Source organism: Streptomyces sp. 5K101 (assembly GCF_046506645.1).
Classification (GTDB): domain Bacteria; phylum Actinomycetota; class Actinomycetes; order Streptomycetales; family Streptomycetaceae; genus Streptomyces.
Genome location: NZ_JBKFFO010000002.1, coordinates 276,968 through 297,918, shown reverse-complemented (window position 1 = coordinate 297,918; position 20,951 = coordinate 276,968). Strand labels below are relative to the sequence as shown.

22 protein-coding genes are annotated in these 20,951 nt (G+C 73.0%); 11 read left to right on the top strand and 11 right to left on the bottom strand.

The window, feature by feature from the left end:
- Nucleotides 1-212 precede the first annotated feature (212 nt).
- Nucleotides 213-1,250 (bottom strand): NAD-dependent epimerase/dehydratase family protein, encoded by a 1,038-nt coding sequence (locus tag ACLB9X_RS04340; protein WP_410358868.1) that lies wholly within the window; start codon nt 1,248-1,250, stop codon nt 213-215.
- A gap of 175 nt (nt 1,251-1,425) precedes the next feature.
- Between ACLB9X_RS04340 and ACLB9X_RS04335 the strand changes: the two genes are divergently transcribed.
- The 5 genes from ACLB9X_RS04335 (at nt 1,426) to ACLB9X_RS04315 (ending at nt 5,040) form a co-directional block, all read left to right on the top strand.
- A complete protein-coding gene (locus ACLB9X_RS04335; protein ID WP_410358867.1) occupies nt 1,426-2,112 on the top strand; it encodes a HemK2/MTQ2 family protein methyltransferase in 687 nt (228 codons plus the stop codon).
- Nucleotides 2,096-2,296: a CDGSH iron-sulfur domain-containing protein gene (locus tag ACLB9X_RS04330; protein WP_410358866.1), complete on the top strand. Its 201-nt coding sequence runs from the start codon at nt 2,096-2,098 to the stop codon at nt 2,294-2,296. The genes ACLB9X_RS04335 and ACLB9X_RS04330 overlap by 17 nt, the downstream gene beginning before the upstream one ends.
- A 5-nt stretch (nt 2,297-2,301) precedes the next feature.
- Nucleotides 2,302-3,321, top strand: coding sequence for an iron-containing redox enzyme family protein (locus tag ACLB9X_RS04325; RefSeq protein WP_410358865.1), 1,020 nt, complete (start codon nt 2,302-2,304; stop codon nt 3,319-3,321).
- 160 nt (nt 3,322-3,481) lie between these two features.
- Entirely contained in the window at nt 3,482-3,733 is a 252-nt protein-coding gene (locus tag ACLB9X_RS04320; protein WP_410358864.1) for a DUF5133 domain-containing protein, read from the top strand.
- Nucleotides 3,734-3,801: 68 nt separating this feature from the next.
- On the top strand, nt 3,802-5,040 hold the full coding sequence (locus ACLB9X_RS04315) for an FUSC family protein (protein ID WP_410358863.1): 1,239 nt from the start codon (nt 3,802-3,804) through the stop codon (nt 5,038-5,040).
- A 58-nt stretch (nt 5,041-5,098) separates the two neighbouring features.
- Here the strand turns inward: ACLB9X_RS04315 and ACLB9X_RS04310 are convergent, their stop codons facing one another.
- The 5 genes from ACLB9X_RS04310 to ACLB9X_RS04290 form a co-directional block, all read right to left on the bottom strand.
- Nucleotides 5,099-6,364 (bottom strand): cytochrome P450, encoded by a 1,266-nt coding sequence (locus ACLB9X_RS04310; protein WP_410358862.1) that lies wholly within the window; start codon nt 6,362-6,364, stop codon nt 5,099-5,101.
- A 55-nt stretch (nt 6,365-6,419) separates the two neighbouring features.
- Complete coding sequence (locus tag ACLB9X_RS04305; RefSeq protein ID WP_410358861.1) at nt 6,420-7,208, bottom strand: RNA polymerase sigma factor SigF; 789 nt, start codon at nt 7,206-7,208, stop codon at nt 6,420-6,422.
- 196 nt (nt 7,209-7,404) lie between these two features.
- Nucleotides 7,405-8,145: a metallophosphoesterase gene (locus ACLB9X_RS04300; protein ID WP_410358860.1), complete on the bottom strand. Its 741-nt coding sequence runs from the start codon at nt 8,143-8,145 to the stop codon at nt 7,405-7,407.
- Complete coding sequence (locus tag ACLB9X_RS04295) at nt 8,142-8,396, bottom strand: hypothetical protein (protein WP_410358859.1); 255 nt, start codon at nt 8,394-8,396, stop codon at nt 8,142-8,144. The genes ACLB9X_RS04300 and ACLB9X_RS04295 overlap by 4 nt, the downstream gene beginning before the upstream one ends.
- Nucleotides 8,393-9,088, bottom strand: a complete 696-nt coding sequence (locus ACLB9X_RS04290) for a nucleotidyltransferase family protein (protein ID WP_410358858.1) — start codon at nt 9,086-9,088, stop codon at nt 8,393-8,395. Before ACLB9X_RS04290 ends, ACLB9X_RS04295 begins: the two co-directional genes overlap by 4 nt.
- A 165-nt stretch (nt 9,089-9,253) precedes the next feature.
- Here ACLB9X_RS04290 and ACLB9X_RS04285 point away from each other — a divergent pair, with 165 nt between their 5' ends.
- Nucleotides 9,254-9,652, top strand: a complete 399-nt coding sequence (locus tag ACLB9X_RS04285; protein ID WP_410358857.1) for an STAS domain-containing protein — start codon at nt 9,254-9,256, stop codon at nt 9,650-9,652.
- An 11-nt stretch (nt 9,653-9,663) separates the two neighbouring features.
- Nucleotides 9,664-10,191: an ATP-binding protein gene (locus tag ACLB9X_RS04280; RefSeq protein ID WP_410358856.1), complete on the top strand. Its 528-nt coding sequence runs from the start codon at nt 9,664-9,666 to the stop codon at nt 10,189-10,191.
- 51 nt (nt 10,192-10,242) lie between these two features.
- On the opposite strand, the gene ACLB9X_RS04275 is transcribed toward ACLB9X_RS04280, so the two are convergent.
- Nucleotides 10,243-11,121, bottom strand: coding sequence for a SigB/SigF/SigG family RNA polymerase sigma factor (locus tag ACLB9X_RS04275; protein WP_410358855.1), 879 nt, complete (start codon nt 11,119-11,121; stop codon nt 10,243-10,245).
- Between the two features lie 130 nt (nt 11,122-11,251).
- On the opposite strand from ACLB9X_RS04275, the gene ACLB9X_RS04270 reads away from it, so the two are divergent.
- Complete coding sequence (locus ACLB9X_RS04270; RefSeq protein ID WP_410358854.1) at nt 11,252-11,677, top strand: ATP-binding protein; 426 nt, start codon at nt 11,252-11,254, stop codon at nt 11,675-11,677.
- 142 nt (nt 11,678-11,819) lie between these two features.
- Nucleotides 11,820-14,774, top strand: coding sequence for a HAMP domain-containing protein (locus tag ACLB9X_RS04265; protein ID WP_410358853.1), 2,955 nt, complete (start codon nt 11,820-11,822; stop codon nt 14,772-14,774).
- A gap of 105 nt (nt 14,775-14,879) precedes the next feature.
- On the opposite strand, the gene ACLB9X_RS04260 is transcribed toward ACLB9X_RS04265, so the two are convergent.
- Complete coding sequence (locus ACLB9X_RS04260) at nt 14,880-17,159, bottom strand: SpoIIE family protein phosphatase (protein ID WP_410358852.1); 2,280 nt, start codon at nt 17,157-17,159, stop codon at nt 14,880-14,882.
- 281 nt (nt 17,160-17,440) lie between these two features.
- Here ACLB9X_RS04260 and ACLB9X_RS04255 point away from each other — a divergent pair, with 281 nt between their 5' ends.
- Nucleotides 17,441-17,764, top strand: a complete 324-nt coding sequence (locus tag ACLB9X_RS04255) for a plasmid stabilization protein (RefSeq protein WP_410358851.1) — start codon at nt 17,441-17,443, stop codon at nt 17,762-17,764.
- Nucleotides 17,765-17,914: 150 nt separating this feature from the next.
- Here ACLB9X_RS04255 and ACLB9X_RS04250 read toward each other — a convergent pair whose 3' ends face one another.
- Entirely contained in the window at nt 17,915-18,619 is a 705-nt protein-coding gene (locus ACLB9X_RS04250) for an endonuclease (RefSeq protein ID WP_410358850.1), read from the bottom strand.
- Nucleotides 18,620-18,889: 270 nt separating this feature from the next.
- Here ACLB9X_RS04250 and ACLB9X_RS04245 point away from each other — a divergent pair, with 270 nt between their 5' ends.
- Entirely contained in the window at nt 18,890-19,132 is a 243-nt protein-coding gene (locus tag ACLB9X_RS04245; protein WP_410358849.1) for a DUF6158 family protein, read from the top strand.
- A gap of 75 nt (nt 19,133-19,207) precedes the next feature.
- Here ACLB9X_RS04245 and ACLB9X_RS04240 read toward each other — a convergent pair whose 3' ends face one another.
- Together ACLB9X_RS04240 and meaB are read right to left on the bottom strand one after the other, a co-directional pair.
- Nucleotides 19,208-19,765 (bottom strand): type 1 glutamine amidotransferase domain-containing protein, encoded by a 558-nt coding sequence (locus ACLB9X_RS04240; RefSeq protein ID WP_410358848.1) that lies wholly within the window; start codon nt 19,763-19,765, stop codon nt 19,208-19,210.
- A 194-nt stretch (nt 19,766-19,959) separates the two neighbouring features.
- A complete protein-coding gene (meaB, locus tag ACLB9X_RS04235) occupies nt 19,960-20,949 on the bottom strand; it encodes a methylmalonyl Co-A mutase-associated GTPase MeaB (protein WP_410358847.1) in 990 nt (329 codons plus the stop codon).
- Between the last annotated feature and the right edge of the window lie 2 nt (nt 20,950-20,951).

The window sequence follows — 20,951 nt, the reverse complement described above, 5'->3', positions numbered from 1 at the left end:
CCTCAGCGGCCCGCGCCGGTGCGCTCGGTGACGCGCGGCCGGCAGGCGCGCGCCCCGGCGGCCCCCGCCCTGCACGCGCGCCGGGCAACGTACGCCCGCGCCTGTACTCCCGGCTGCCCGCGCCAGGCCACCCATGGCCGCGCCCCGCGCCATCGCCGGCGCGCCTCGCCACGCAGGCCCGCGCCCACGTCGCGCCCCCACCCCCGCGCGCCTCAGTGCGCCCGGTGCCCCGCCAGGGGAGCCGTGGGCTCGCCGCTGCCCTCGCGGACGCCCCGCAGGAACTCCCGCAGCGCGTCCACCGACGTGTGCTCCGGTCGCCACTCGAGCTCCTCACGGGCCCGCGAGGAGTCCATCAACGGCAGCCGCAGCACCGCGTCGAAGAGCTGCGGCGACGCCGGCACGAGACGCATCGCCCAGGCCGCCGCCAGCGCGGCGTGCACGGGACCCTTCGGCACCCGCACCACCCGCGCCTCCAGCAGCTCGCCGAGCACGTGCGCGTCGACCACCGGATCGGCGGTCAGGTTGAACGCGCCGCGCGCGTCGAGGAGGACGGCCATGAGGTAGGCGCGTGCGGCGTCCTCGGTGTGCAGGACCTGGAACCGGAGCCCTTCGATGTCCGGCACCACGGGGACCAGCGACGGCCGGATCAGCGGTCCGGGCAGGAAGCGCCCGGTGAAGATGCGGCGCTGCTCGCTCGCGGAGCTCTCCTTGAACAGGAAGCCGGGACGCATCCGCACCACCCGCAGCTGCGGATGCCGCTCCTCGAAGGCGTCGAGCACCCGCTCCAGATAGGCCTTCTCGCGGCAGTAAGCGGCTCCCGGCACGCCGTGCGTCGGCCAGGACTCGTCCACACCGGGCAGGGACTTGGGCCCGGGGGCGTACGCGCCCACCGACGAGGCGTGCACCAGCACCGGTACGCGGGCAGCGACGACGGCGTCGAAGACCCGCAGCGAACCGAGGACGTTGCTCTGCCAGGTGGTGCCGGGATCATGCGTGGGCTGGAACCGCCAGGCCAGGTGCACCACCGCGTCGGCGTCCTCGAAGTGCCGGGCGAGGTCCGCCGCCGCCTCGTCGGCGGACAGGTCGGCGCTCGCCCACTCCGTCCGGGACAGCCGCAGCTCCGGCGTGCGCCGCGCCAGTCCGAGGACCGACGCCACCCGTGAATCCTCCGAGAGCGCCCGCACCACACTGGTGCCGACGTTCCCCGTCGCCCCCGTGACCACCACTCGCAGCCCTGTCGTCGTACTCATCGGGCCTCCGTCGTGCCGTCGTGCCGCAATCGGATGTTCGGTGGTTTCCGGGTCCCCGCGGCGGACGAACCGAAACAGCCGGGACACGAGTGACGGGGATGAAAACCGCCGATGCGGGCACACGGGGAGCACGGTCGGGCGACGACCGCCCGCACGAGACCCCGAGGTGGCGACGATGGTGACCGCTGTGACGCCGGAGAGGACGCTCCCGCGCCGGCTGCTGCGCACCCCTGGGGTGTACGTCCCGCAGATCGACACGTACCTGCTGGCCGGTGCGCTGGCCCGTGAGCCGCTGCGGCCGGGGGCTGACGTGCTCGACCTCGGGACCGGCTCCGGAGCGCTGGCGCTCGTGGCCGCCCGGCGCGGCGCCCGGGTGACCGCCGTCGACACCTCCTGGCGGGCCGTGCTCACCGCGCGCGTCAACGCGGCGCTCGCCGGTCAGCGTGTCGAGGTGCTGCACGGCGACCTCCTCGCCCCGGCGGCCGGCCGCCGCTTCGACCTGATCGTCGGCAACCCGCCGTACGTGCCCGCCCCCCAGCCGCGGCCGCCCCGGCGCGGCGCGGCCGTCGCCTGGGACGCGGGCCCCGACGGGCGCGCGGTACTGGACCGGATCTGCGACGGGGCCGCGGCGCTCCTGCGCCCCCGCGGGGTGCTGCTGCTGGTGCAGTCCGCGCTGTGCGGCGTGACGCCCACCCTGGAGCGGCTGCGGCGCACAGGGCTCGAACCGGCCGTCGTGGAGCGCGAGCGGGTGCCGTTCGGGCCGGTCCTGACCTCGCGTGCCGCATGGCTGCGACAGCGGGGGCTGATCGCCCCCGACGAGGACAAGGAAGAGCTGGTGATCGTTCGTGCCGACCGGAACTGAACGGCCCTGCCGCATCACACCCACCCGAGACGGTCCGCTGCTCGTCGAGGGACCGGTCGACGTCGTCCTCGACGACGGCACCGTCGCCACCTCGGACCGTTTCACGGTCGCCCTGTGCACGTGCCGCCGCAGCCGGACGTACCCGTGGTGCGACGCGAGTCATCGGCGGAAGGCCAAGGAGTGAGCGCCGTGCAGCAGGCCCCCACACCCCTCGGCCGGGGCACGACGGAGCGTGAGCTGCCGCAGGCCCGCGGAGATCTGTCGGGCGCCGTCCTGGACGCCCTGCGGATCTCGCCTGCCGTGGCACGCCTCCCGGCCACCTCGGAGGCCGAGCGCGCCGATCCGCTCGGCGACGACCTGCAACTCGCGCTCTACGCCTGCTACGAACTGCACTACCTCGGCTTCACCGGCGTCGACCCGGCCTGGGAATGGGACCCTGGCCTGCTGCGGCTGCGCGCGGCCATGGAGGAGAACTTCCTGTGCGCCCTCCGCGCCGGTACCACCGGCCACCGGGGCCTCGACGACGCGCTCGAAGCGCTGCTCGTCGAACCGGCCCGCGGCACCGGCGTCAGCCGGTACCTGCACGACGAGGGCTCGCTGTGGCAGCTGCGCGAGTACGCGGCCCAGCGTTCCCTGTACCACCTGAAGGAGGCCGACCCGCATGCCTGGGTCATCCCGCGCCTGCGCGGCCGGGCGAAAGCGGCGTTCGTCGCCGTGGAGTTCGACGAGTTCGGCGGCGGCCGCCCCGAGCGCGTCCACGCCCGGCTCTTCGCCGACCTCATGGCCGATCTCGGCCTCGACACCGCCTACGGCCGCTACGTGGACGCCGCGTCCGCGCAGATGCTGGCGACGGTCAACCTGATGTCCCTGCTGGGGCTGCACCGCGCCCACCGCGGCGCTCTCGTGGGGCACTTCGCCGCCGTCGAGGTCACCTCGTCGCCCGCGTCGAGGCGGCTGGCCGCGGCGATGCGCCGTGCCGGGGCGGGCCCTGCCGCCGAGCGCTTCTACGACGAGCACGTCACCGCCGACGCCGTCCACGAGCAGATCGTGCGCCGGGACGTCATCGGCGGACTCCTGGAGGACGAACCCTCCCTCGCACCGGAGGTGGCGTTCGGGATCGCCGCGGCGGAGTTCGTCGAGGACCGGTTCGCCGAGCAACTGCTGGGCGCCTGGCGGCAAGGGGCCACCAGTCTGCGGACACAGGTGTGAGATCGGACGGCGCCGCCACGCTGTTCGGCCGTACGGATGCGAAGCGCTACGCAACGTGATGCCCTGCGTGGCGGAAAGAGGCGCCCCGGATCACAATGAGGCACCGGACGGACTCTCGTTCCGCCGTGTGGCTGGGGGCCGCAGACACCGGGAGACCACGATGCTGATGCCCGACACGAGCGTCATCACCAGGCTGATTGCCCGCTACCGGGCCCAGGAACACCACCTCCTCGCCGCTCCGCACGACGAGCACGCCCGAAGACGGTTCGAGGACACCGCGTACACGCTGTGCGTCCTGATGTGCGAGCGCACGGCCCGTGAGGCGGTGCTGGCGGCCGAACGCTACGTGCACCGCCGCATCCGATCCGGCGTGCAGCCCATGGGCGAGCGCGCGGCGTCCGGCGGCCGCTGACCGGACGGACGCCCCGGCAGCCGGCCGGACCGGCGCGGGCGAGCCGACCCGGACCAGGAAGGACCAAGGTGCCCGACGTCCGCACAGCGCTTACCGGACCCGTCGCCGGCTTCGTGCGCCGGCGCAAGGAACCCGTCGTCACCCAGACCCTGCGCTCCACGGCCGCGGCGACCATCTCCTACGTGGTCGCCTTGTACGCGGTCGACAGCACCGCCCCACCGCTGACGGCCCCCCTGACCGCGCTCCTGGTCGTGCAGGTCACCCTCTACTCCACGCTCACCACCGGCATCCGGCGGGTCAACTCCGTGGTCGTCGGTGTGCTCATCGCCATCGGGTTCAGTGTGCTCGTCGGACTGAGCTGGTGGAGCCTCGGCCTGATCATCCTGGCCTCCCTGGTGGTCGGACACTTCGTGCGCGTCGACGAGTTCGTCCCCGAGGTCGCGATCAGCGCCATGCTCGTGCTCGGCGTGACCCAGGTCGCCGACACCGCCTGGGACCGGGTGCTGGAGACGCTCATCGGAGCCGTGGTGGGTCTGCTGTTCAACGTGGTCTTCGTACCGCCCGTGTGGGTCGAGACCGCCGGCGACTCCATCGAGGACCTGGCGCGGCGCATGCGGCGGCTGCTGCTGCTGATCGGCGAGGAACTGACCCACCCCACCGCCGTCGAGCGGGCCGCCGCCCGCCTCCACGAGGCCCGACGGCTCGACAACGACGTCGCCGACGTCGACGCCGCACTGCGGCAGGCGGAGGACAGCCTGCGGCTCAACCCCCGGGTCAAGGAAGGGCTGCTGCACCGCATCGTGCTGCGCACCGGACTCGACACCCTGGAGATCTGCGCCGTCGTCCTGCGCGTGCTGGCCCGCACGATCACGGACCTCGCCAGGCAGCGCAGGGACGAGGCCCTGTTCACGGACGAGGTGGGCGTCGCCCTGCAGGAACTCCTCGGTCATGTCGCCGACACGCTCGTGAGTTTCGCCGTCCTCGTCACGACTACGACCACCGGCAGCGCGGACGCCGCCGAGGCCCGGCTCACCGGTGAACTCGCCGCCGCCCGCACCAGCCGCGACAACGCCGCCGACCTGCTGCTCCAGGGCGTACAGGAGATGCCCCGCCACTGGCAGCTGTACGGCGCGCTGCTCACCGAGATCGACCGCATCCTCGACGAACTCGACCTCGACCACCGCTCCCGGCGTCTGATGGAGGAGCTCGACCGTCACACCAGGGAGCAGCGGGCGCGCCGCCCGAGACTCTCCGCCCTGCTGGACCGGGCGCGCGGCCGCAAGCCGCGCAGGTCCCCCGCCCAGTGACCGGACGCCCCAAGTTCCGCGCACCGCAGGGGCGATGAGAGAGTCCCGAGGGACAGAGTCAGTCCTCCGGAGCGGACCGCACGTCGATCACGAAACCGTCGACGGGGCGGGTGGGCATCCGGCTCAGCGGGATGGACAGGTCCTGCGGCGGCACCTCGTACCCGAGCCGCGCCAGCCGGACGGCCAGCGTCGCGAGGAGCGCGACCGTGACGTCCTCGCCCGGACAGCGGTGGCCGGTCGCCGCGTCGCCGCCGCCCTGCGGGATGAGCGCGTACGGGTCGGTGGGAGCGCCGCCGGTGAAGCGGCCCGGGTCGAAGGCGTACGGGTGGGGCCACAGGGCCGGGTCGTGCTGGTGCCCGTACACGTCGAGGACGACCAGGGTGCCCTCGGCGATGTCCTCGTCCTCGTACCGCACGTCGGCCGCCGCCAGACCGACCACGAAGGGCGTGAACGGGTAGAAGCGGCGCACCTCGTGGACGAACGCCTCGGCGTACGCGGGATCGCCGGTGCGCAGGGCGTCGCGGTGCAGGGGCCAGCGGTGCAGGGCGTGTGCGGCGAAGGTCAGGTACCAGGCGACGGCGGCCGTCGGGCGCAGGACGTTGAGCACCTCCACCGCGGCCGTGTGCGTGTCCAGCGGCCGGCCGTCCGCGTCCCGGTGCAGGGCGACCGCCCGCAGGGCCGAGCCGCGCGGCGCGCCGTCCTCGTCCGGGACCGCGTCGCCGCGCACCGCCTCGACGAGCTCCGCGATCCGCGCCTCCTGCCGGGCGCGGGCCTGGCGCGCTCGCCAGTGCCGGGGTCCCGCTGCGGCGAAGCCGTCGACCATGGCCACCAGGTCGTCCGCCACGGCCGGGACCTCGTCGTCGCCGAGCGGCATGCCCGCCCATGAGCAGGCCGCGCGGGTGATCACCCGCGCGGCCTCGGTGAACAGCTCGGTCCGCGCCGTGGCGGCCCACGACCGGGACGCGAGGTCCCACTCCGTGCCGGCGTGCTCCGCGAGCGAGCCCACGGCTGCCTCGTCCTTCAGCAGGGACAGGAGCAGCACCTTGCGCACCCGGTGGCTCTCGCCGTCCAGCGTGTGCACGCCCCCGTGCCCGAGCAGGGTGTCCAGCACGGGTCCGGGCAGCGCGGAGCGGCGCCTGACGTGGCGTTCGTCGTAGAAGAAGCGGGCCGCGTCCACACCGTGCAGCACGATGGCGCGGCGGCCGAACAGCCGGATGCGGACGGGTGCGCCGCCTTCCCGGCGCAGCAGGTCCGGGAGCCAGGCGTAGCCCTGGGTCAGAGCGGAGAGTGTGGCGTCGGGGCGCAGTGTCTCGCGGAGATCCATGCGCTCAGGGTTCCCCGCCGCCGGGGCAGAATGCTCGCTTATCCGGCATTACCGCTCATGCGGCGTCCCGCATGACCTCGTTGCGCAGCTGGTCGCAGCAACGGCTGATGAGCCGGGAGACGTGCATTTGGGAGATGCCGAGCGTCTGGGCGATGCTGCTCTGGGTCATGTCGCGGAAGAAGCGCATGTAGAGGATGTTCTGTTCGCGCTCCGGCAGCTTGCGCAGGCCGGGTTTGACCGCCTCGCGGTCGACGAGGACGTCGATCGCGGGATCCGCGGAGCCGAGCGTGTCACCGATGGAGTAGCCGTCGTCCGCGCCCGGCAGCTCGGCGTCGAGGGACAGGGCCGTGAAGCTCTCCAGGGCCTCCAGGCCGAGGAGCGCGTCCTCCTCGCACACACCGGCACGTTCGGCGATCTCGGCGACCGTGGGAGAGCGGCCGGAGATGGTCTGGCTCAGGTCCTGGCGCGCGAAGCGGACCCGGTTGCGCAGGTCCTGCACCCGGCGGGGTACGTGCAGGGCCCACATGTGGTCGCGGAAGTGGCGCTTGACCTCGCCCACGACGGTGGGGACGGCGAAGCTCTCGAAAGCCCCGCGCGAGGGGTCGTAGCGGTCGACGGCCTTCACCAGGCCGAGTGCGGCGACCTGTTGCAGGTCCTCCAGGGATTCGCCGCGGTTGCGGAACCGCCCCGCGATCCGTTCGGCCATGGGCAGCCAGGCCGCCACGATCTCCTGTCGTAGCTCCTGCCGTTCCGGGCCCTCGTCCAGCTCGGCCATCCTCCGGAAGGCGTCTGCGGTGTCGGGTGCATCGGAGTGCGAGTGCTTGCCTTGTGCCAGCGTGCGCATGATGTCGGGTCTTCCTGCAGGGTGTGGTGCCTTGAAGGATTCGACTCACCCGCGGAAGCGGCCGCCGGGCCGGTCTCCCGCACCCGGAGCCTCGGCTCCCGCGGGGTGTGCTCCGGTCCGAAGCACAACACGCGGCTGCCCGGGACTTCACGGCCAAAACGTGCCACAGGGGGCGCTTTCGCCGCCGGGGGCCGGCTCACAGGGCGGCGGGCGCCCGCACCGGCAGGTGGTACACGGCGAAGGCGTGCCCGATGACCGGCTGGGCCACGTTGCGCACCTTCACACCGCCGGCGGTCAGCCCGTGCTCGGTGCCCAGATGCGCGTGCCCGTGCACCGCGAGGTCGGCACGGGCCTCGTCCACCGCCTCGGCCAGCAAATAACTGCCCAGGAACGGGTAGATCTCCGGCGGCTCACCGGCGAGCGTGTCCGGCACGGGGGAGTAGTGCGTCAGCGCGATCCGCGCGGCGCAGCCGCGGTCCTCCAGCTCCAGCAGCGAACGGCACAGGTCCGCCGCGCACCGCCGGGTGTAGCGGACGAACGCCTTCATCTCCGACTCGCCGAACTCGCCCGCGCTGCGCCCCGCGAACCCGCCGCAGAAGCCCTTCGTCCCGGCGACCCCGAGCCGGGTGCCGTCGACGTCCAGCACGGTGCCCGAGCCCTCGAGGACCGTGACCCCCGCCCGCTGGAGGACCGTGGTGACCTTGTCCTCCTGGTCGCTGTGGTAGTCGTGGTTGCCCAGCACGGCGACGACGGGAACGGGCAGTCCTGTCACCTCGGCGGCCACCACCTGCGCCTCCTCCACCGTGCCGTGCCGCGTCAGGTCGCCGGCCAGCAGCAGGACGTCGGCACTCTCGCCGAGCGTGTCGAAGGCCGGACGCAGCGAACCCTGGCTGTCCGGGCCCAGATGGATGTCTCCGACGGCGGCTACGCGAATCACTCCAGCTCCTCGGGGCGTTCGGGGGCCGTCGCGCCGGCGATCATCAGATCGGCCCGCATCGGCAGCCCGCCGAGTTCGGCTTCGGCGATGCGCAGGATCTCGGCCCTGCACGACACGCTGGACACGATGCCGTTCAGGTGCACGTATCCGCCGCGCATGTCGATCTGGACGCCCAGTTCCGCGACGTCCTCCTCCGCGAGCCGCTCGCGCAGCCGCGCGATGCGGTACTCGGACGCCTCGAGGCCCTTCATGGCAGACCTCCCGTGCCGCCGGCGCGCGGCGAGATCACGTCGAGCCGTTCCAGCAGGTACAAGAACGCGTCCGGCATCGGGGACGCCGAGTACTCGCGGCGCAGCGCGTCCCAGTCGACCCGTTCGCGCAGCGCCCGCGCGACGGGCAGCAGCCGGCCGAAGTCGCAGTGGTGCTCGGAGAGCGCCGCGAGTCTGCTGCTCATGAGGTCCGTCGGCGCCAGCACCGGCATGTGTACGGAGTCCACCGGCAGGATCTCGGCCCGGTCCAGCATCTCCTTGGTGACCGGGCGGTGTGCCAGCTCGAAGATCAGGTCGATCTCCTCGCCGCCCGTCCGCGCCTTCACGAGCCAGTCCTCCGGCGGCGACACCACCTCGACCCCACCCTGCGTGAGGGCCCGCACGACGCCTTCCGCATCCTTGCGCCGCAGGCAGAAGTCCGAGTCGTGCTGCAGCCGCAGCGGCACCCCGTAGGCGTACACCGCCACGCTCCCGACGAGCGCGAACGGGTAGCCCGACGCCTTGAGCAGCGCCGCGACCTCCTTGGTGGCCTGGAGGATGGCCTGCGTGTGGTCCTCGGGCAGCGGCTCGGTTCCGGTCCGGTTCGGCGGGGCCGCCGCGATGCCCGCACCCGTGACCCGGCCGGAGACGGGCCGCATGTGCGCGGCGCGGGGCGTTTCCTTGATGGGGTTCATCGCCGGTGCTCCGTCCAACGTCGGGAACGTCATGTACCCCTTCGGCGGCTGTTGATCCATGGTCGCACCAGTCCGGGTGGATTTCGCGGGGGACCGGTGTGCCGGAGCGGTGGGCGGGTACCCGCAGGTGCCACCGGTACGGAGTAGTCGAGGAGGCGGGAACCCATGGGCCCGGAAGCCACCAGAGGGGCCGGAGACGAGGCGGCCACCGGAGGCGATCGGTTCTCCGTGACCACTGAGCGGCGGGCGGACGCCGTCGTCCTCACGCTCAGCGGCGAGCTCGACCACGACACGGCCGAGCCGCTGCGCGAGGCCCTGGCCCTGCACGTGCGCCAGGGGGCCCGGCGCATCCTCGTGGACTGCGGCCCGCTCGGCTTCTGCGACTCCACCGGCCTGAACGTCCTGCTGCACGCGAGGCTGGCCGCGCTGGAGGCGGGGGCCAGGATCGAACTCGCCGGGCTTCGCCCGCCGGTGGCGCGGATGTTCGAGATCACCGGAGCGCACGCAGTCTTCCAGGTGTACGCCGGCGTCGAGGAAGCGCTGGCGGACGAGCGGCCGGCATAACGGGGGGCCCGATGGACAACACGACCCTCCGCGGCCCGGGACAGACCCGCAGGCTGGCGCTGCACGGCACGAAGGGCGTGGTGAGCCGGTGCCGCGACTTCACGCAGGACGCGCTCTACGACTGGGGCTGGACGCAGGCCAGGGACCAGATCGGGCTCGACGACGAGAACGGCGAGGTCGTCGAGGACGTGCTGCTGCTCGTCTCGGAGATCGTGACCAACGCCTGCCTGCACGCGGGCGGGCCGCGGGAGCTCGTGCTCCACCAGTCGGGGCCGCGGTTGCGGATCGAGGTCGCGGACGCCAGCCCCGAGCCGCCGCGCCGCCGCCCGCCGAACGACCTCGCCCAGCCCGGCGGCCACGGCCTGATCATCCTGGAACGCCTCGCCCGCACCTGGGGCTCCGAGCCCCGCGGCTCGGGCAAGGTGGTCTGGGTCGAGGTCCCGGTCCCCCCGCCCGCGCACCGCGGGACAGCCCGCCCGCCCGGCGCCGGGCAGCGGCCGGCGGAGCGGGACCGGTCGGGCCGTGACCTCGCGCCGTGATTCCGCCGTGACTCCGCGCCGTGTCACCGCCGTGCCGTCATTCCTGCGGTGTCAGGCCATGATGCCGTCGCGCAGCGTGGCCAGAATCCGCGCGAGCAGCCGGGAGACGTGCATCTGCGAGATGCCCAGCCGCTCGCCTATCTCGGCCTGGGTGAGCTCCTCGCGGAACCGCAGCGACAGAATCAGCCGGTCGCGCTCGTCGAGCGTCGCGATGAGCGGCTTGAGCGCTTCCAGGCAGTCCACGATGTCGAACGCCGGGTCCTCCACGCCCAGACGGCGCGAGACACCGGTCGAGGCGTCCTCGTCGTTGACCGCCGTGTCCAGTGACTGGGCGGTGTAGCCGTTGGACGCGCGCTCGCCCTCCAGCACCTCCTCCTCGCTGACGTGCAGGTGCTCGGCCAGCTCGGCGGTGGTGGGCGTGCGGCCCAGCCGCTGCTCCAGCACGTCGAGTGCCTTCGCGAGCTCGATGCGCAGCTCCTGCAGCCGCCTCGGGACACGCACCGACCAGCTGGCATCGCGGAAGTACCGTTTGATCTCGCCGACCACGGTCGGCAGCGCGAAGGAGGCGAACTCCACCTCCCGCCGCACGTCGAAGCGGTTGATCGCCTTGATCAGGCCGATCGTGCCGACCTGGATGATGTCCTCCATCGGCTCGGCCCGGTTGCCGAACCGGGCCGCCGCGAACTTGACCAGGCTCAGGTTGAGCTCGACCAGCGTGTTGCGGACGTACGCGTACTCCGCGGACCCCTCGTCGAGCTCGGCCAGGCGTCGCAGGAGCGCCGCCGAGAGCGGTCGGGCGTCCGCGGGGCTGACGGCCCGCGGATCACGGATCTCCGGCAGCCCGGCCACCGCGGCGCGGGCGGCGCGGCCGGGACACGGCGGCGCGGCCTCCAGAGGGGGAGACGGCTGGGCGTCTGTGGTGCTGGACATCAGGTTTCCTTCGACGGGGCAGAAGGCCGGCGCTGTGGGCTGCAGCGGGACCGTCGGGCGAATCCCTGTTGTGAGGGGGCATTCCCATTTTTGCGTGCTTTGATGCAGATTTGGTGGGCACTGGCACGTTATGGGTAGCCCACCGGAACTGAGCCCGGTCTCGACCGGCCGCCGGTTCGCCCTCGAAGGCGGACCGGGGGTCGTGGCGCGCTGCCGGGACCTGACGCGGGAGGCCCTGCACGACTGGTTCCCGCAGACCGGACCCGGCATGGCCATGGCCGTGGGCGACGTGCTGCTCCTGGTGTCCGAGGTGGTGACCAACGCCTACCGGCACGGCGGCTTCGCTTACGAGCTGGAGCTCGCCCCGGGGCCCGGCCGCATCTGGGTCCAGGTCAGCGACACCAGCGCCGTCCGGCCCCGTCCCCACGGCCCGCACCGCGCCGCCCGGTCCTCCGGACACGGTCTCTACCTGCTGGAGCGGCTCTCCGCCGAATGGGGCTCGGCCCGGCACGGCACCGGCAAGACCGTGTGGTTCGCCGTCGACATCCCGGGATGAGCCGACCGCGACGGCCGGCGAATCGTGAGCGTCCGCGGGGGTGTCCCACCCATGCCCGCGTGCCACAGTGGAGGAAGCCGTAGACGACGCCGTCTGCCCTCGTGACGCGCGGCGCCGCGCTCCCCACAGCACGAGGTCTGCGATGGATGTGTCCGCCCCCGCGCCGGGCCCCGAACCGGGCCGGCCGCCCGCCGAACTGAGCGAGGAGGAGCTGAGGAAGCTGCTCGCCGGCCTCGTCGCCGTGCGCGACGGAGACCTGTCCGTCCGGCTGCCGAGCGACTCCTCGGACCTGCTCGGTGAGATCGCGGGGATCTACAACGAGATGGTCGACCAGCTGTCCCTGGTCACCTCGGAGGTCACCCGCGTCGCCCGCGAGGTCGGCGGCCAGGGGCTGCTCGGCGGCCAGGCACGGGAGACACGCGGCAGCGGAGTGTGGACCGAGCTGACGTCGGGCGTGAACACCATGGCCGACAACCTCACCTCCCAGGTCCGCAACATCTCCCAGGTCGCCACCGCCGTCGCCCGCGGCGACCTCACTCAGAAGATCCGCGTCGACGCACGGGGCGAGATACTCGAACTCAAGGAGACCATCAACACGATGGTCGACCGGCTCTCCTCGTTCGCCGAGGAGGTCTCCCGGGTGGCCCGCGAGGTCGGCACGGACGGCAACCTCGGCGGACAGGCCAACGTCCGCGGTGTCTCCGGCACCTGGAAGGACCTCACCGACAACGTCAACTCGATGGCGAACAACCTCACCAACCAGGTGCGCAACATCGCCCAGGTCACCACGGCCGTCGCCCGCGGCGACCTCACCCGCAAGATCGACGTCGACGCCCGCGGCGAGATCCTGGAGCTGAAGACCACCATCAACACGATGGTCGACCAGCTCTCCTCGTTCGCGGCGGAGGTCACCCGGGTGGCCCGCGAGGTCGGCAGCGAGGGCCGGCTGGGCGGGCAGGCGGAGGTCGAGGGCGTCTCCGGCACCTGGAAACGGCTCACCCACAACGTCAACGAACTCGCCGGCAACCTGACCCGTCAGGTGCGGGCCATCGCGGAGGTCACCAGTGCCGTCGCCGAGGGGGACCTCACCCGCTCCATCACGGTCGAGGCCCCGGGCGAGGTCGGGGACCTCAAGGACAACATCAACGCGATGGTGGAGTCCCTGCGCGCCACCATCCGCGCCAACGAGGAGCAGGACTGGCTCAAGAGCAACCTCGCCCGGATGTCCGGCCTGATGCAGGGCACCCGCAACCTCGACGTGGTCGCCGAACGCATCATGGAGGAGCTCCCGCCGCTCGTCCGCGCCCAGTACGGCGGATTCTTCCTGGCCGAGGAGGGACCCGACGGGCTTGAACTCGTCATGATCGCCTCGTACGGCTCTCCCGAGGGCCCCGGCGCCCCACCGCGCCGCTTCCGCTTCGGCCAGTCCCTCGTCGGCCAGGCCGCGCACAGCCGCCGCCCCGTCGAGGTGCACGACCTGCCATCCGGCTACGCCACCGTCACGACCGGCACCGGAAGCACCGACCCGAGCCATCTGCTCGTGCTGCCCGTCGTCCTGGAGGAACAGGTGCTCGCGGTCATCGAACTCGCCGCCGTGCGCCCGCTCACCGTCGTCCACCGCGACTTCCTCGACCAGTTCATCGAGACCGTCGGCGTCAACGTCAGCACCCTGCTCGCCAACAGCCGCACCGACGAACTGCTGGAGCAGTCGCAGCGGCTCACCGCCGAACTCAGCACACGCTCCAAGGAACTGACGGCACGTCAGGAGGAGCTCCAGCGCTCCAACGCCGAACTCAAGGAGAAGGCGGTTCTGCTGGCCGACCGCAACCGCGACATCGAGCGCAAGAACCTGGAGATCGAGCAGGCCCGCCAGGAACTGGAGGCGCGGGCCCAGCAGCTGTCCCGCACGTCGATGTACAAGTCCGAGTTCCTGGCCAACATGAGCCACGAACTGCGCACCCCGCTCAACAGCCTGCTCATCCTGGCCCAGCTCCTCGCACAGAACCTCGAGGGCAACCTGACCGAGAAGCAGGTCGACTACGCGCAGGTCATCCACTCGGCCGGCTCCGACCTGCTCCAGCTCATCAACGACATCCTGGACCTGTCGAAGGTCGAGGCCGGCAAGATGCCCGTCCACCCGGCCCCGTTCGCCCTGTCCGACCTCATGGAGTACGTCGAGGCCACCTTCCGGCCCGTCGCGGGCGAGCACGACCTCGCCTTCGAGGTGATCGCGGAACCCGGCACGCCCGACCGCCTGACCACCGACGAGTCGCGGCTGCGCCAGATACTGCGCAACCTGCTGTCCAACGCCCTGAAGTTCACCGAACAGGGGCGGGTCGAGCTGCGCGTCGCGAACGTCCCCGACGACAAGGTGCCCGCCCCCCTGCGCGGCACCGGCACCGTCGTCGCCTTCCACGTCCGCGACACCGGCATCGGCATCCCCGCCGACCGCCTGGAGAGCATGTTCGGCGCCTTCCAGCAGGGCGACGGCACCAGCTCACGCCACTACGGCGGCACCGGACTCGGCCTGTCCATCAGCCGGGAGGTCGCCAGCCTGCTGGGCGGTGTGATCGAGGTGGACAGCGCCCCCGGACGCGGCAGCTGCTTCACCCTCTTCCTGCCGGTCCACGGGCGCGGCGGCGCATTGCAGGCGTCGGTCGCCGACGGCACCGCCGCGGACGAGACGGACATGGCCGCCCGGGGCATTCCCGCCGCCGGTCACACCGTCCTCGTCGTGGACGACGACAGGCGCAACGTGTTCGCCCTCACCGAGATCCTCGAGCGCGAGGGCATCAGCGTCCTGGCGGCCGACAACGGCAGGGAAGGCATCGAACTGCTGCGGACCCACGACGAGATCGGACTCGTCGTGATGGACGTGATGATGGCGGGCATGGACGGCTACGCGACCATGGCCGCCATGCGGGACCTCCCGCGCGCCCGGCACGTCCCGGTCATCGTCGTCACCGCCAAGGCCATGCCGGGCGACAGGGCCGACGCCCTCGCCGCGGGCGCCGACGACTACGTGGCCAAGCCCGTGGACGCCATCAGGCTGCTGGCGAAGATCCGGGCCCTGCTGGGAGAGCCGCGCCGCCCGTGACCGCGGGCGACGCGACGGCCCGGGCTGTGCGCGCAGTCCGCGTACGGAGGGCGGCCGGAGCGGAGCCGCAGGCGGTGGCCGAGGGCGCGACGGCCCGGCCCGGCGTCAGGAGGTACGGATGGCGATGAGGCTGGTGTCGTCGTCCGTGTCGCCGGTGGCCGCCCCGAGCAGCCGGTCCACCTGCTCACCGACGGAGCACGGGCCGAGTTCCTCCGCGGTCAGGCGCAGCGCGTCCAGCCCCTTGTCCAGGCCGTCGTGACGCCGCTCGATGAGACCGTCCGTGAACAGCAGCAGCGTGTCACCGGGAAGCAGCGCGGTCGTCCGTTCGTCGTAGGAGGACGTCGGCAGGGCGCCGAGCAGGATGTCGTGCGGCGGCTCCAGCAGCCGGGCCCTGCCCTCACGGACCAGCAGCAGCGGCAGATGGCCCGCGCTCGCCCAGCGCAGGACGCGCTCCGCCGGGTCGTACAGCGCGCACACGGCCGTGGCCGTGGGGTGCCCCGGCGCGTGCAGCGTCACCTCGTTGAGCCAGCCCATGAGCCGGCCGGGCCGATGCCCCGTGAACGCCAGCCCCCGCAGGGCGTTGCGCAGGGCGACCATGCCCGTGGCCGAGTCGATCCCGTGTCCCGCGACGTCGCCGACCGCCACCATCACCTGCCCGTCCGGCAGCGGCAGGATGTCGTACCAGTCGCCGCCGACCCGGTACTCCGCCGCCGCCGGGCGGTAGCGGGCCGCCGCGCTCAGTCCCGGCAGCCGGGCCGGTGACGGGATCTCGGGCACGATGGCCTGCTGCAACTGGAGCACCAGCCGGTGCCGCAGGACGGCCTGCGCGCGCACCGCGTTGAGCTGGTCGAACGTCGCGGTGAGCGCCACCTCCGTGTGGTACTCGGCGGAGATGTCCTGGTAGACGCCCGTGATCCCGGTGAGCGTGGACTCGCGCAGCAGCGGCTCGGCGGCGATCCGTACATGACGGGGGCCGCCGTCCTGCCGTACCACCCGGACCACGGCCGATGCGCCCTTGCGGCGCTCCACCACATCGGTGAGCAGCTCCGTGAGGTCGTCCACGTCCTCGGGATGCACGCGCGAGCGCAGTGCGGACAGGGGCAGCGGGACCGCGTCCGGGGCCATGCCGAAGATCGCGTACGTCTGCGCCGTCCACGTCGTCCGGCCCGTCGTCAGGTCGTCCTCGAACAGCGCGAGGCCCTGCAGCCGTCCCACGGCCCGCCCCACCGCCGTGCGGCGGTCGCTCACCGTGTGCCACAGGACGACGGCGCGGTCCCGGCCCGCCGGAAGGACCCGCACGTCCAGGAGCGGGGCGGGGGTCTCGGCGCCGTTGTGCTCGGCGGGTAGCCGCGCCGCCCGTTGGAGGAAGCCCGCGTACTGTGCGCGGCGGGCCATCGCCGACAGGTCCCGGTGCACCAGGGGGAACGCCACCTCGATCGGACGGCCCGCCACCCGGTGCGCGCCGCCGAGGGCCTCGGCCGCCTGCGCGTTGACGTGCTCGACCGTCAGGGACGCCTCGCCCGGATCCCGGTGCAGCGTCATCGCGGGACTCACCAGGGAGTCCAGGAGGTCGTCCAGCGCGGGCAGTTCGGCGGCCGGCTCCGCCGCCGCGCCCAGCAGCCGGCCCGCGACCTCCACGAGCGCGGGCAGCGAGACACGCAGCCGCTCGTCCAGCTCGGTGCTGTCCGGCCAGACGGCCAGGGCGAGACCCACCGCGGAGCCACGCGTCCGCAGCGGGAGGACGGCCCGCGCGGCCCGCGCGGTGGGCCCGGGCAGCACGTCCCCGTCGGCGGGACCGTCCGGCAGCCAGACCGGCTCGCCGTCCGTGAGCGCCCTGCGCACGGGCAACGGCGCGGCCGGCGGGATCCACCGCCACTGGGCCGCCTCCAGGGCGCCGACTCCCGCATGCCCCATGAGCTCCAGGCAGCCGGCATCCGTCAGCCGCCACAGCCACAGCGCCTCCACCCCGAGCGGACGCAGCCCGCCGTCGAGGAGCGTCGCGGCACCCCTGGAGACGGACTCCTCGGCCTCCGCCGCGGCCGTGACCCGGCGCAGCCGGCGCGCGTCGGTCCGCACGGCGTCCTCCGGCTCGCGGTCGGGAGCAGGGGGCGCGGAGACCGTGATGGACCCGGCCACACCGTTGACGATGTCGGCGGCGATGTCCTCCGGGCTCGCCGCGGCGGCCCGCGCCAGCCGCATCAGGTGCTCGGCCGCCTCGGACGGCGAGGTCTGCAACTGTGCGGCGAGGATGCCGGTGGCCACGTCGGTCAGATGGCGTCGGGTGATGCCGTCCCGCAGCGCGGCGTTCTCCTCGGTGAGCCGCTGGAGGATCGCCGGTGTGTGGCTCTGCCCGCCGCCTCCCTCGAAGGGCGCGTGCGCAGGCATGTGTCTCGACCACTCCCTCTCGGGCAGCGCGGGCGACCGGGAACGATCGCCGCCCCGCTGTGGAGTTTACGCGCGGCGGGGAGCCCCGGCACTTGTGCGCACCGGCGGGCGTCCGGCACCCCTGTCACTTCGCCGGACACCCAGCCTCTGCCCGATTGCCCGCGTCCGGTGCGGGTACCCGCAGTACCCGATCGCCGCAGCGCCCGGCGGCGGCGATTGCGGCACCGTTCGGTGCGGCGCACGGTGGACGGGTCGGTTCCGTCCCGGTCGAAGGAGTAGTCATGCCCCGCGGTTCCAGCCCCAAGAGGGAACGGCAGTACGAGCACATCAAGGAGAGCGCCGAGCAACGCGGCGAGAGCAGCAAGCGCGCCAAGGAGATCGCGGCGCGGACGGTCAACAAGGAACGGGCCCGTTCCGGCGAGTCCCGTACGGCGAGCAAGACGTCCAAGCAGGACATGTCCTCCTCCAGCCGCGGCGGGAAGCGTTCGGGCAAGGGCTCCGAGGGCCCCACGTACGACCAGCTGTACGCGGAGGCGCAGCGCCGCAACGTGCACGGCCGCTCCTCCATGAACAAGGCCGAACTGAAGCGCTCCCTCGGCAAGTGACGGCCTTTCGGGCCGATCCCCTCCAACCCTCCAGCGGTCCGGCCGGCCGGGCGCACCCCTGTCACCCGGCCGGCCGAACCATGTGCCGAAACCTTCGGCGGCCCGTCGCCGGTGAACTCGTCGCCCCCCGTCGCGTCCCGCCGGCGTCGATCAGCTCTTCGCAGCCGCCCCGCCGGCCTCCGCCGTCACCGCGTCGGCGACCCCCGTGTCGACCGCCGCCCGGACGAGCGCCGCCGCGAGGTGCGCCGGGTCGTTGTTCCGCACGGACTTCAGGCCGCGGGCCGATTTCAGCAGGGTCTGCGCGTCGGCGGGCAGCCCCAGCCGGCGGGCACCGTCCAGGGCCTTGTCGTCCAGCAGCGGACCCGCCTCGGGCCACAAGCCCTGCACCTCACGCAGGAAGATCTCCACCCCGGCAGGTCCGAGACCCGGCACCTGACGCAGCAGCTTCCGCAGCTCGCCGGCATCCTTGCCCGCCTCCTCGCGCATGCGGCGCAGATCTCCGCCGTACTTGTCGAGGACCAGCTCGGCCGCCTTGCCCAGCTGTGTCGCCGTGCTCTCGTCGTAGCGCCGGTAGCCGCCCCTGCCGAGGGCGTCGACCCTGTCCTGCCAGGAGGCGCCGGCCATGGCGCGGGCGCTGCGCATCCCAGCGCCGCTGAGTTCCCGCGCGGAGGCGACCGCGGCCGAGCTGCGGATACGGGCGCTCAGCAGACAGGTGAGCACCAGCAGCCGGTACAGCGGCTGCGGCGTGTCCTTCAGCCGGATGCCCGCCTCCTCGGCGTAGGTGCTGCCGTGCTCGTCCAGCAGCACCCGCAGGACCTCGCGCTGTTGCGTGGGGGACGCGGTCCGCGTGGTCATGTCCGCTCGCCCTTCCCGTGCGGCCGGTGTGGCAGCGTGTGGCGCCCGGCGGGGGTGGACTCCTCCGTCCAGGCCGTGCCGACCTGCACGCTCGCCCACGGTCCGGGACGCTCGTGGAGAGGAGTGAGAATCGCCGGCTCCATGGTCTTCCTCCCTCGGAGGCCGGATATCGCGTCACGAGCGGGTACCCGCGGGGTGGGCGGCGACACGCCGCTCCGCGCCCGTCGAGGGGGCGCGGGGCACAGCGACGATCGGAAGGGACGGTTGGCCGTGAACGAGACCGAGCGCCAGGGCGTCGACCCGGCACGCCTGGAGGAGCAGGACCTGCTGCGCGAGCTGGAGAGCATCCACCGCAGCCGCCACGACACGCTGCTGTACGGGTCGGCGGCCGCGTTCGCGGCGCACGACGTGCGCATGAAGGAGCTGGAGGGCGAATACCTGCGACGCCACCCCGAGCGCCCGGTCGCCTCGGGACGCACGCGCGAGGGCGCCCGCTCCCGCGGGCACAGCTGATCGGATGCCGGCTGCGCAGCCGACCGGTTGCCGGGCCGCAGCGGCACCGGGGCCACGCCCCGGTGCCGCCTTCGATCAGCGGCCCGCCGTGACCCCGGAGACGCGCGCGAACTCGGTGGTGAACGCCTCGCAGAACGCCTTGAGGTCACCCGGCTTGCGGCTCGTGATCAGGGTGCTCGGCGCCGCCTGGCAGACCTGCACCTGCTCGTCCACCCAGTCGCCGCCCGCGTTGCGGATGTCGGTGCGCAGGCTCGGCCAGGACGTCAGGGTGCGCCCCCGGACGACATCGGCCTCCACCAGCGTCCACGGGCCGTGGCAGATCGCGGCGACCGGCTTGCCCGCCTGGAAGAAGGCCCGTACGAAGGCGACGGCCTTGCCGTCCATGCGCAGCGCGTCCGGATTGGCCACGCCGCCGGGCAGCACCAGCGCGTCGTAGTCGTCGGCGGACGCTTCGGACACCACCTGGTCCACCGGGAAGGTGTCCGCCTTGTCGAGATGGCGGAAGGCCTGCACCGTGCCGGGGCGCGTTGCGATCAGCCTCGGCTCGTGGCCCGCCTTCTTCGCGGCCTCCCACGGGTCGGTGAGCTCGATCTGCTCCACGCCCTCGTGGGCCGTCAGAAATGCGATCAGCATGACGCACGCTCCTCGCTCTGTCCCGTCGGCTGGTCGGCCGAGGCGAGTACCCGCGCCACCGGCCGCGACACCACGACGGGGACCGGGGTTTGGAGCGGGCCGGCCGGGGGACCCGGACGGCCGGTCGAGCGGCCGATGGGATGAGGCCGGGTGCGGACGGCGGTCCGCGCCCGGCTCGTACGGTCGCGGGTCGTCTACCGCGGCCGCGTGAACGCCTCGAGCAGGCGCTCCGCCGCGAGCGTCGCGGTCAGCGTGCCCTCCCTGACCCGGCGCTCGACGTCCGGCGCGAGATCCCGCACGGCCGGGTGCCGGTGCAGCCGTTCCACCAGCGCGTCGCGGACCATGGCCCAGGTCCAGTCGATCTGCTGGTCACGCCGCTTCGCCGCCAGCCGCCCCGTCGACTCCAGCACCGTCCGGTGCTGTTCCACCCGCTCCCACACCGCGTCGAGTCCGGTGCCCTCGCGAGCGCTGCACGACAGCACCGGGGGAGTCCAGGCGGCGTCGGCCGGCTGCATCAGCCGCAGGGCGCCGGCCAGTTCCCGGGCGGCGGACCGGGCGTCGCGCTCGTGCGGGCCATCCGCCTTGTTCACGGCGATCACGTCCGCGAGCTCCAGCACGCCCTTCTTGATGCCCTGGAGCTGGTCCCCGGTGCGGGCGAGACTCAGCAGCAGGAATGAGTCGACCATGTCGGCGACCGCGGTCTCGGACTGGCCGACGCCGACGGTCTCGACCAGCACGACGTCGTACCCGGCGGCCTCCATCACGATGACCGTCTCGCGGGTCGCCTTCGCCACACCGCCGAGCGTGCCCGCGCTGGGGGAGGGCCGCACGAAGGCGGCCGGGTCCGTCGCGAGCCGCTCCATCCGGGTCTTGTCGCCCAGGATGGAGCCGCCGGTCCGGGTGGACGACGGGTCGACCGCGAGGACCGCGACCCGATGACCGCGGCCCGTGAGCATCGACCCGAGCGCGTCGATGAACGTGGACTTGCCGACGCCGGGCACACCGCTGATGCCCACCCGCCGGGCCGCGCCCGCGAACGGCAGCAGCTCGGTGAGCAACTGCTGCGCCAGCACCTTGTGGTCGGCGCGGGTGGACTCGACGAGCGTGACGGCGCGGGCGACGTACGCCCGCGACCCGTCCCGCACGCCCTTGACGTAGGCGTCGATGTCGATCTTCGGCGGCATGG

Excerpts from the sequence above, each read along its gene's own strand:
- ACLB9X_RS04340 (WP_410358868.1), bottom strand. The coding sequence starts at position 1,250 with ATGAGTACGACGACAGGGCTGCGAGTGGTGGTCACGGGGGCGACGGGG.
- ACLB9X_RS04335 (WP_410358867.1), top strand. The coding sequence starts at position 1,426 with ATGGTGACCGCTGTGACGCCGGAGAGGACGCTCCCGCGCCGGCTGCTG.
- ACLB9X_RS04320 (WP_410358864.1), top strand. The coding sequence starts at position 3,482 with ATGCTGATGCCCGACACGAGCGTCATCACCAGGCTGATTGCCCGCTAC.
- ACLB9X_RS04310 (WP_410358862.1), bottom strand. The coding sequence starts at position 6,364 with ATGGATCTCCGCGAGACACTGCGCCCCGACGCCACACTCTCCGCTCTG.
- ACLB9X_RS04305 (WP_410358861.1), bottom strand. The coding sequence starts at position 7,208 with ATGCGCACGCTGGCACAAGGCAAGCACTCGCACTCCGATGCACCCGAC.
- ACLB9X_RS04295 (WP_410358859.1), bottom strand. The coding sequence starts at position 8,396 with ATGAAGGGCCTCGAGGCGTCCGAGTACCGCATCGCGCGGCTGCGCGAG.
- ACLB9X_RS04290 (WP_410358858.1), bottom strand. The coding sequence starts at position 9,088 with ATGAACCCCATCAAGGAAACGCCCCGCGCCGCGCACATGCGGCCCGTC.
- ACLB9X_RS04285 (WP_410358857.1), top strand. The coding sequence starts at position 9,254 with ATGGGCCCGGAAGCCACCAGAGGGGCCGGAGACGAGGCGGCCACCGGA.
- ACLB9X_RS04280 (WP_410358856.1), top strand. The coding sequence starts at position 9,664 with ATGGACAACACGACCCTCCGCGGCCCGGGACAGACCCGCAGGCTGGCG.
- ACLB9X_RS04275 (WP_410358855.1), bottom strand. The coding sequence starts at position 11,121 with ATGTCCAGCACCACAGACGCCCAGCCGTCTCCCCCTCTGGAGGCCGCG.
- ACLB9X_RS04270 (WP_410358854.1), top strand. The coding sequence starts at position 11,252 with ATGGGTAGCCCACCGGAACTGAGCCCGGTCTCGACCGGCCGCCGGTTC.
- ACLB9X_RS04265 (WP_410358853.1), top strand. The coding sequence starts at position 11,820 with ATGGATGTGTCCGCCCCCGCGCCGGGCCCCGAACCGGGCCGGCCGCCC.
- ACLB9X_RS04260 (WP_410358852.1), bottom strand. The coding sequence starts at position 17,159 with ATGCCTGCGCACGCGCCCTTCGAGGGAGGCGGCGGGCAGAGCCACACA.
- ACLB9X_RS04255 (WP_410358851.1), top strand. The coding sequence starts at position 17,441 with ATGCCCCGCGGTTCCAGCCCCAAGAGGGAACGGCAGTACGAGCACATC.
- ACLB9X_RS04250 (WP_410358850.1), bottom strand. The coding sequence starts at position 18,619 with ATGACCACGCGGACCGCGTCCCCCACGCAACAGCGCGAGGTCCTGCGG.
- ACLB9X_RS04240 (WP_410358848.1), bottom strand. The coding sequence starts at position 19,765 with ATGCTGATCGCATTTCTGACGGCCCACGAGGGCGTGGAGCAGATCGAG.
- meaB (WP_410358847.1), bottom strand. The coding sequence starts at position 20,949 with ATGCCGCCGAAGATCGACATCGACGCCTACGTCAAGGGCGTGCGGGAC.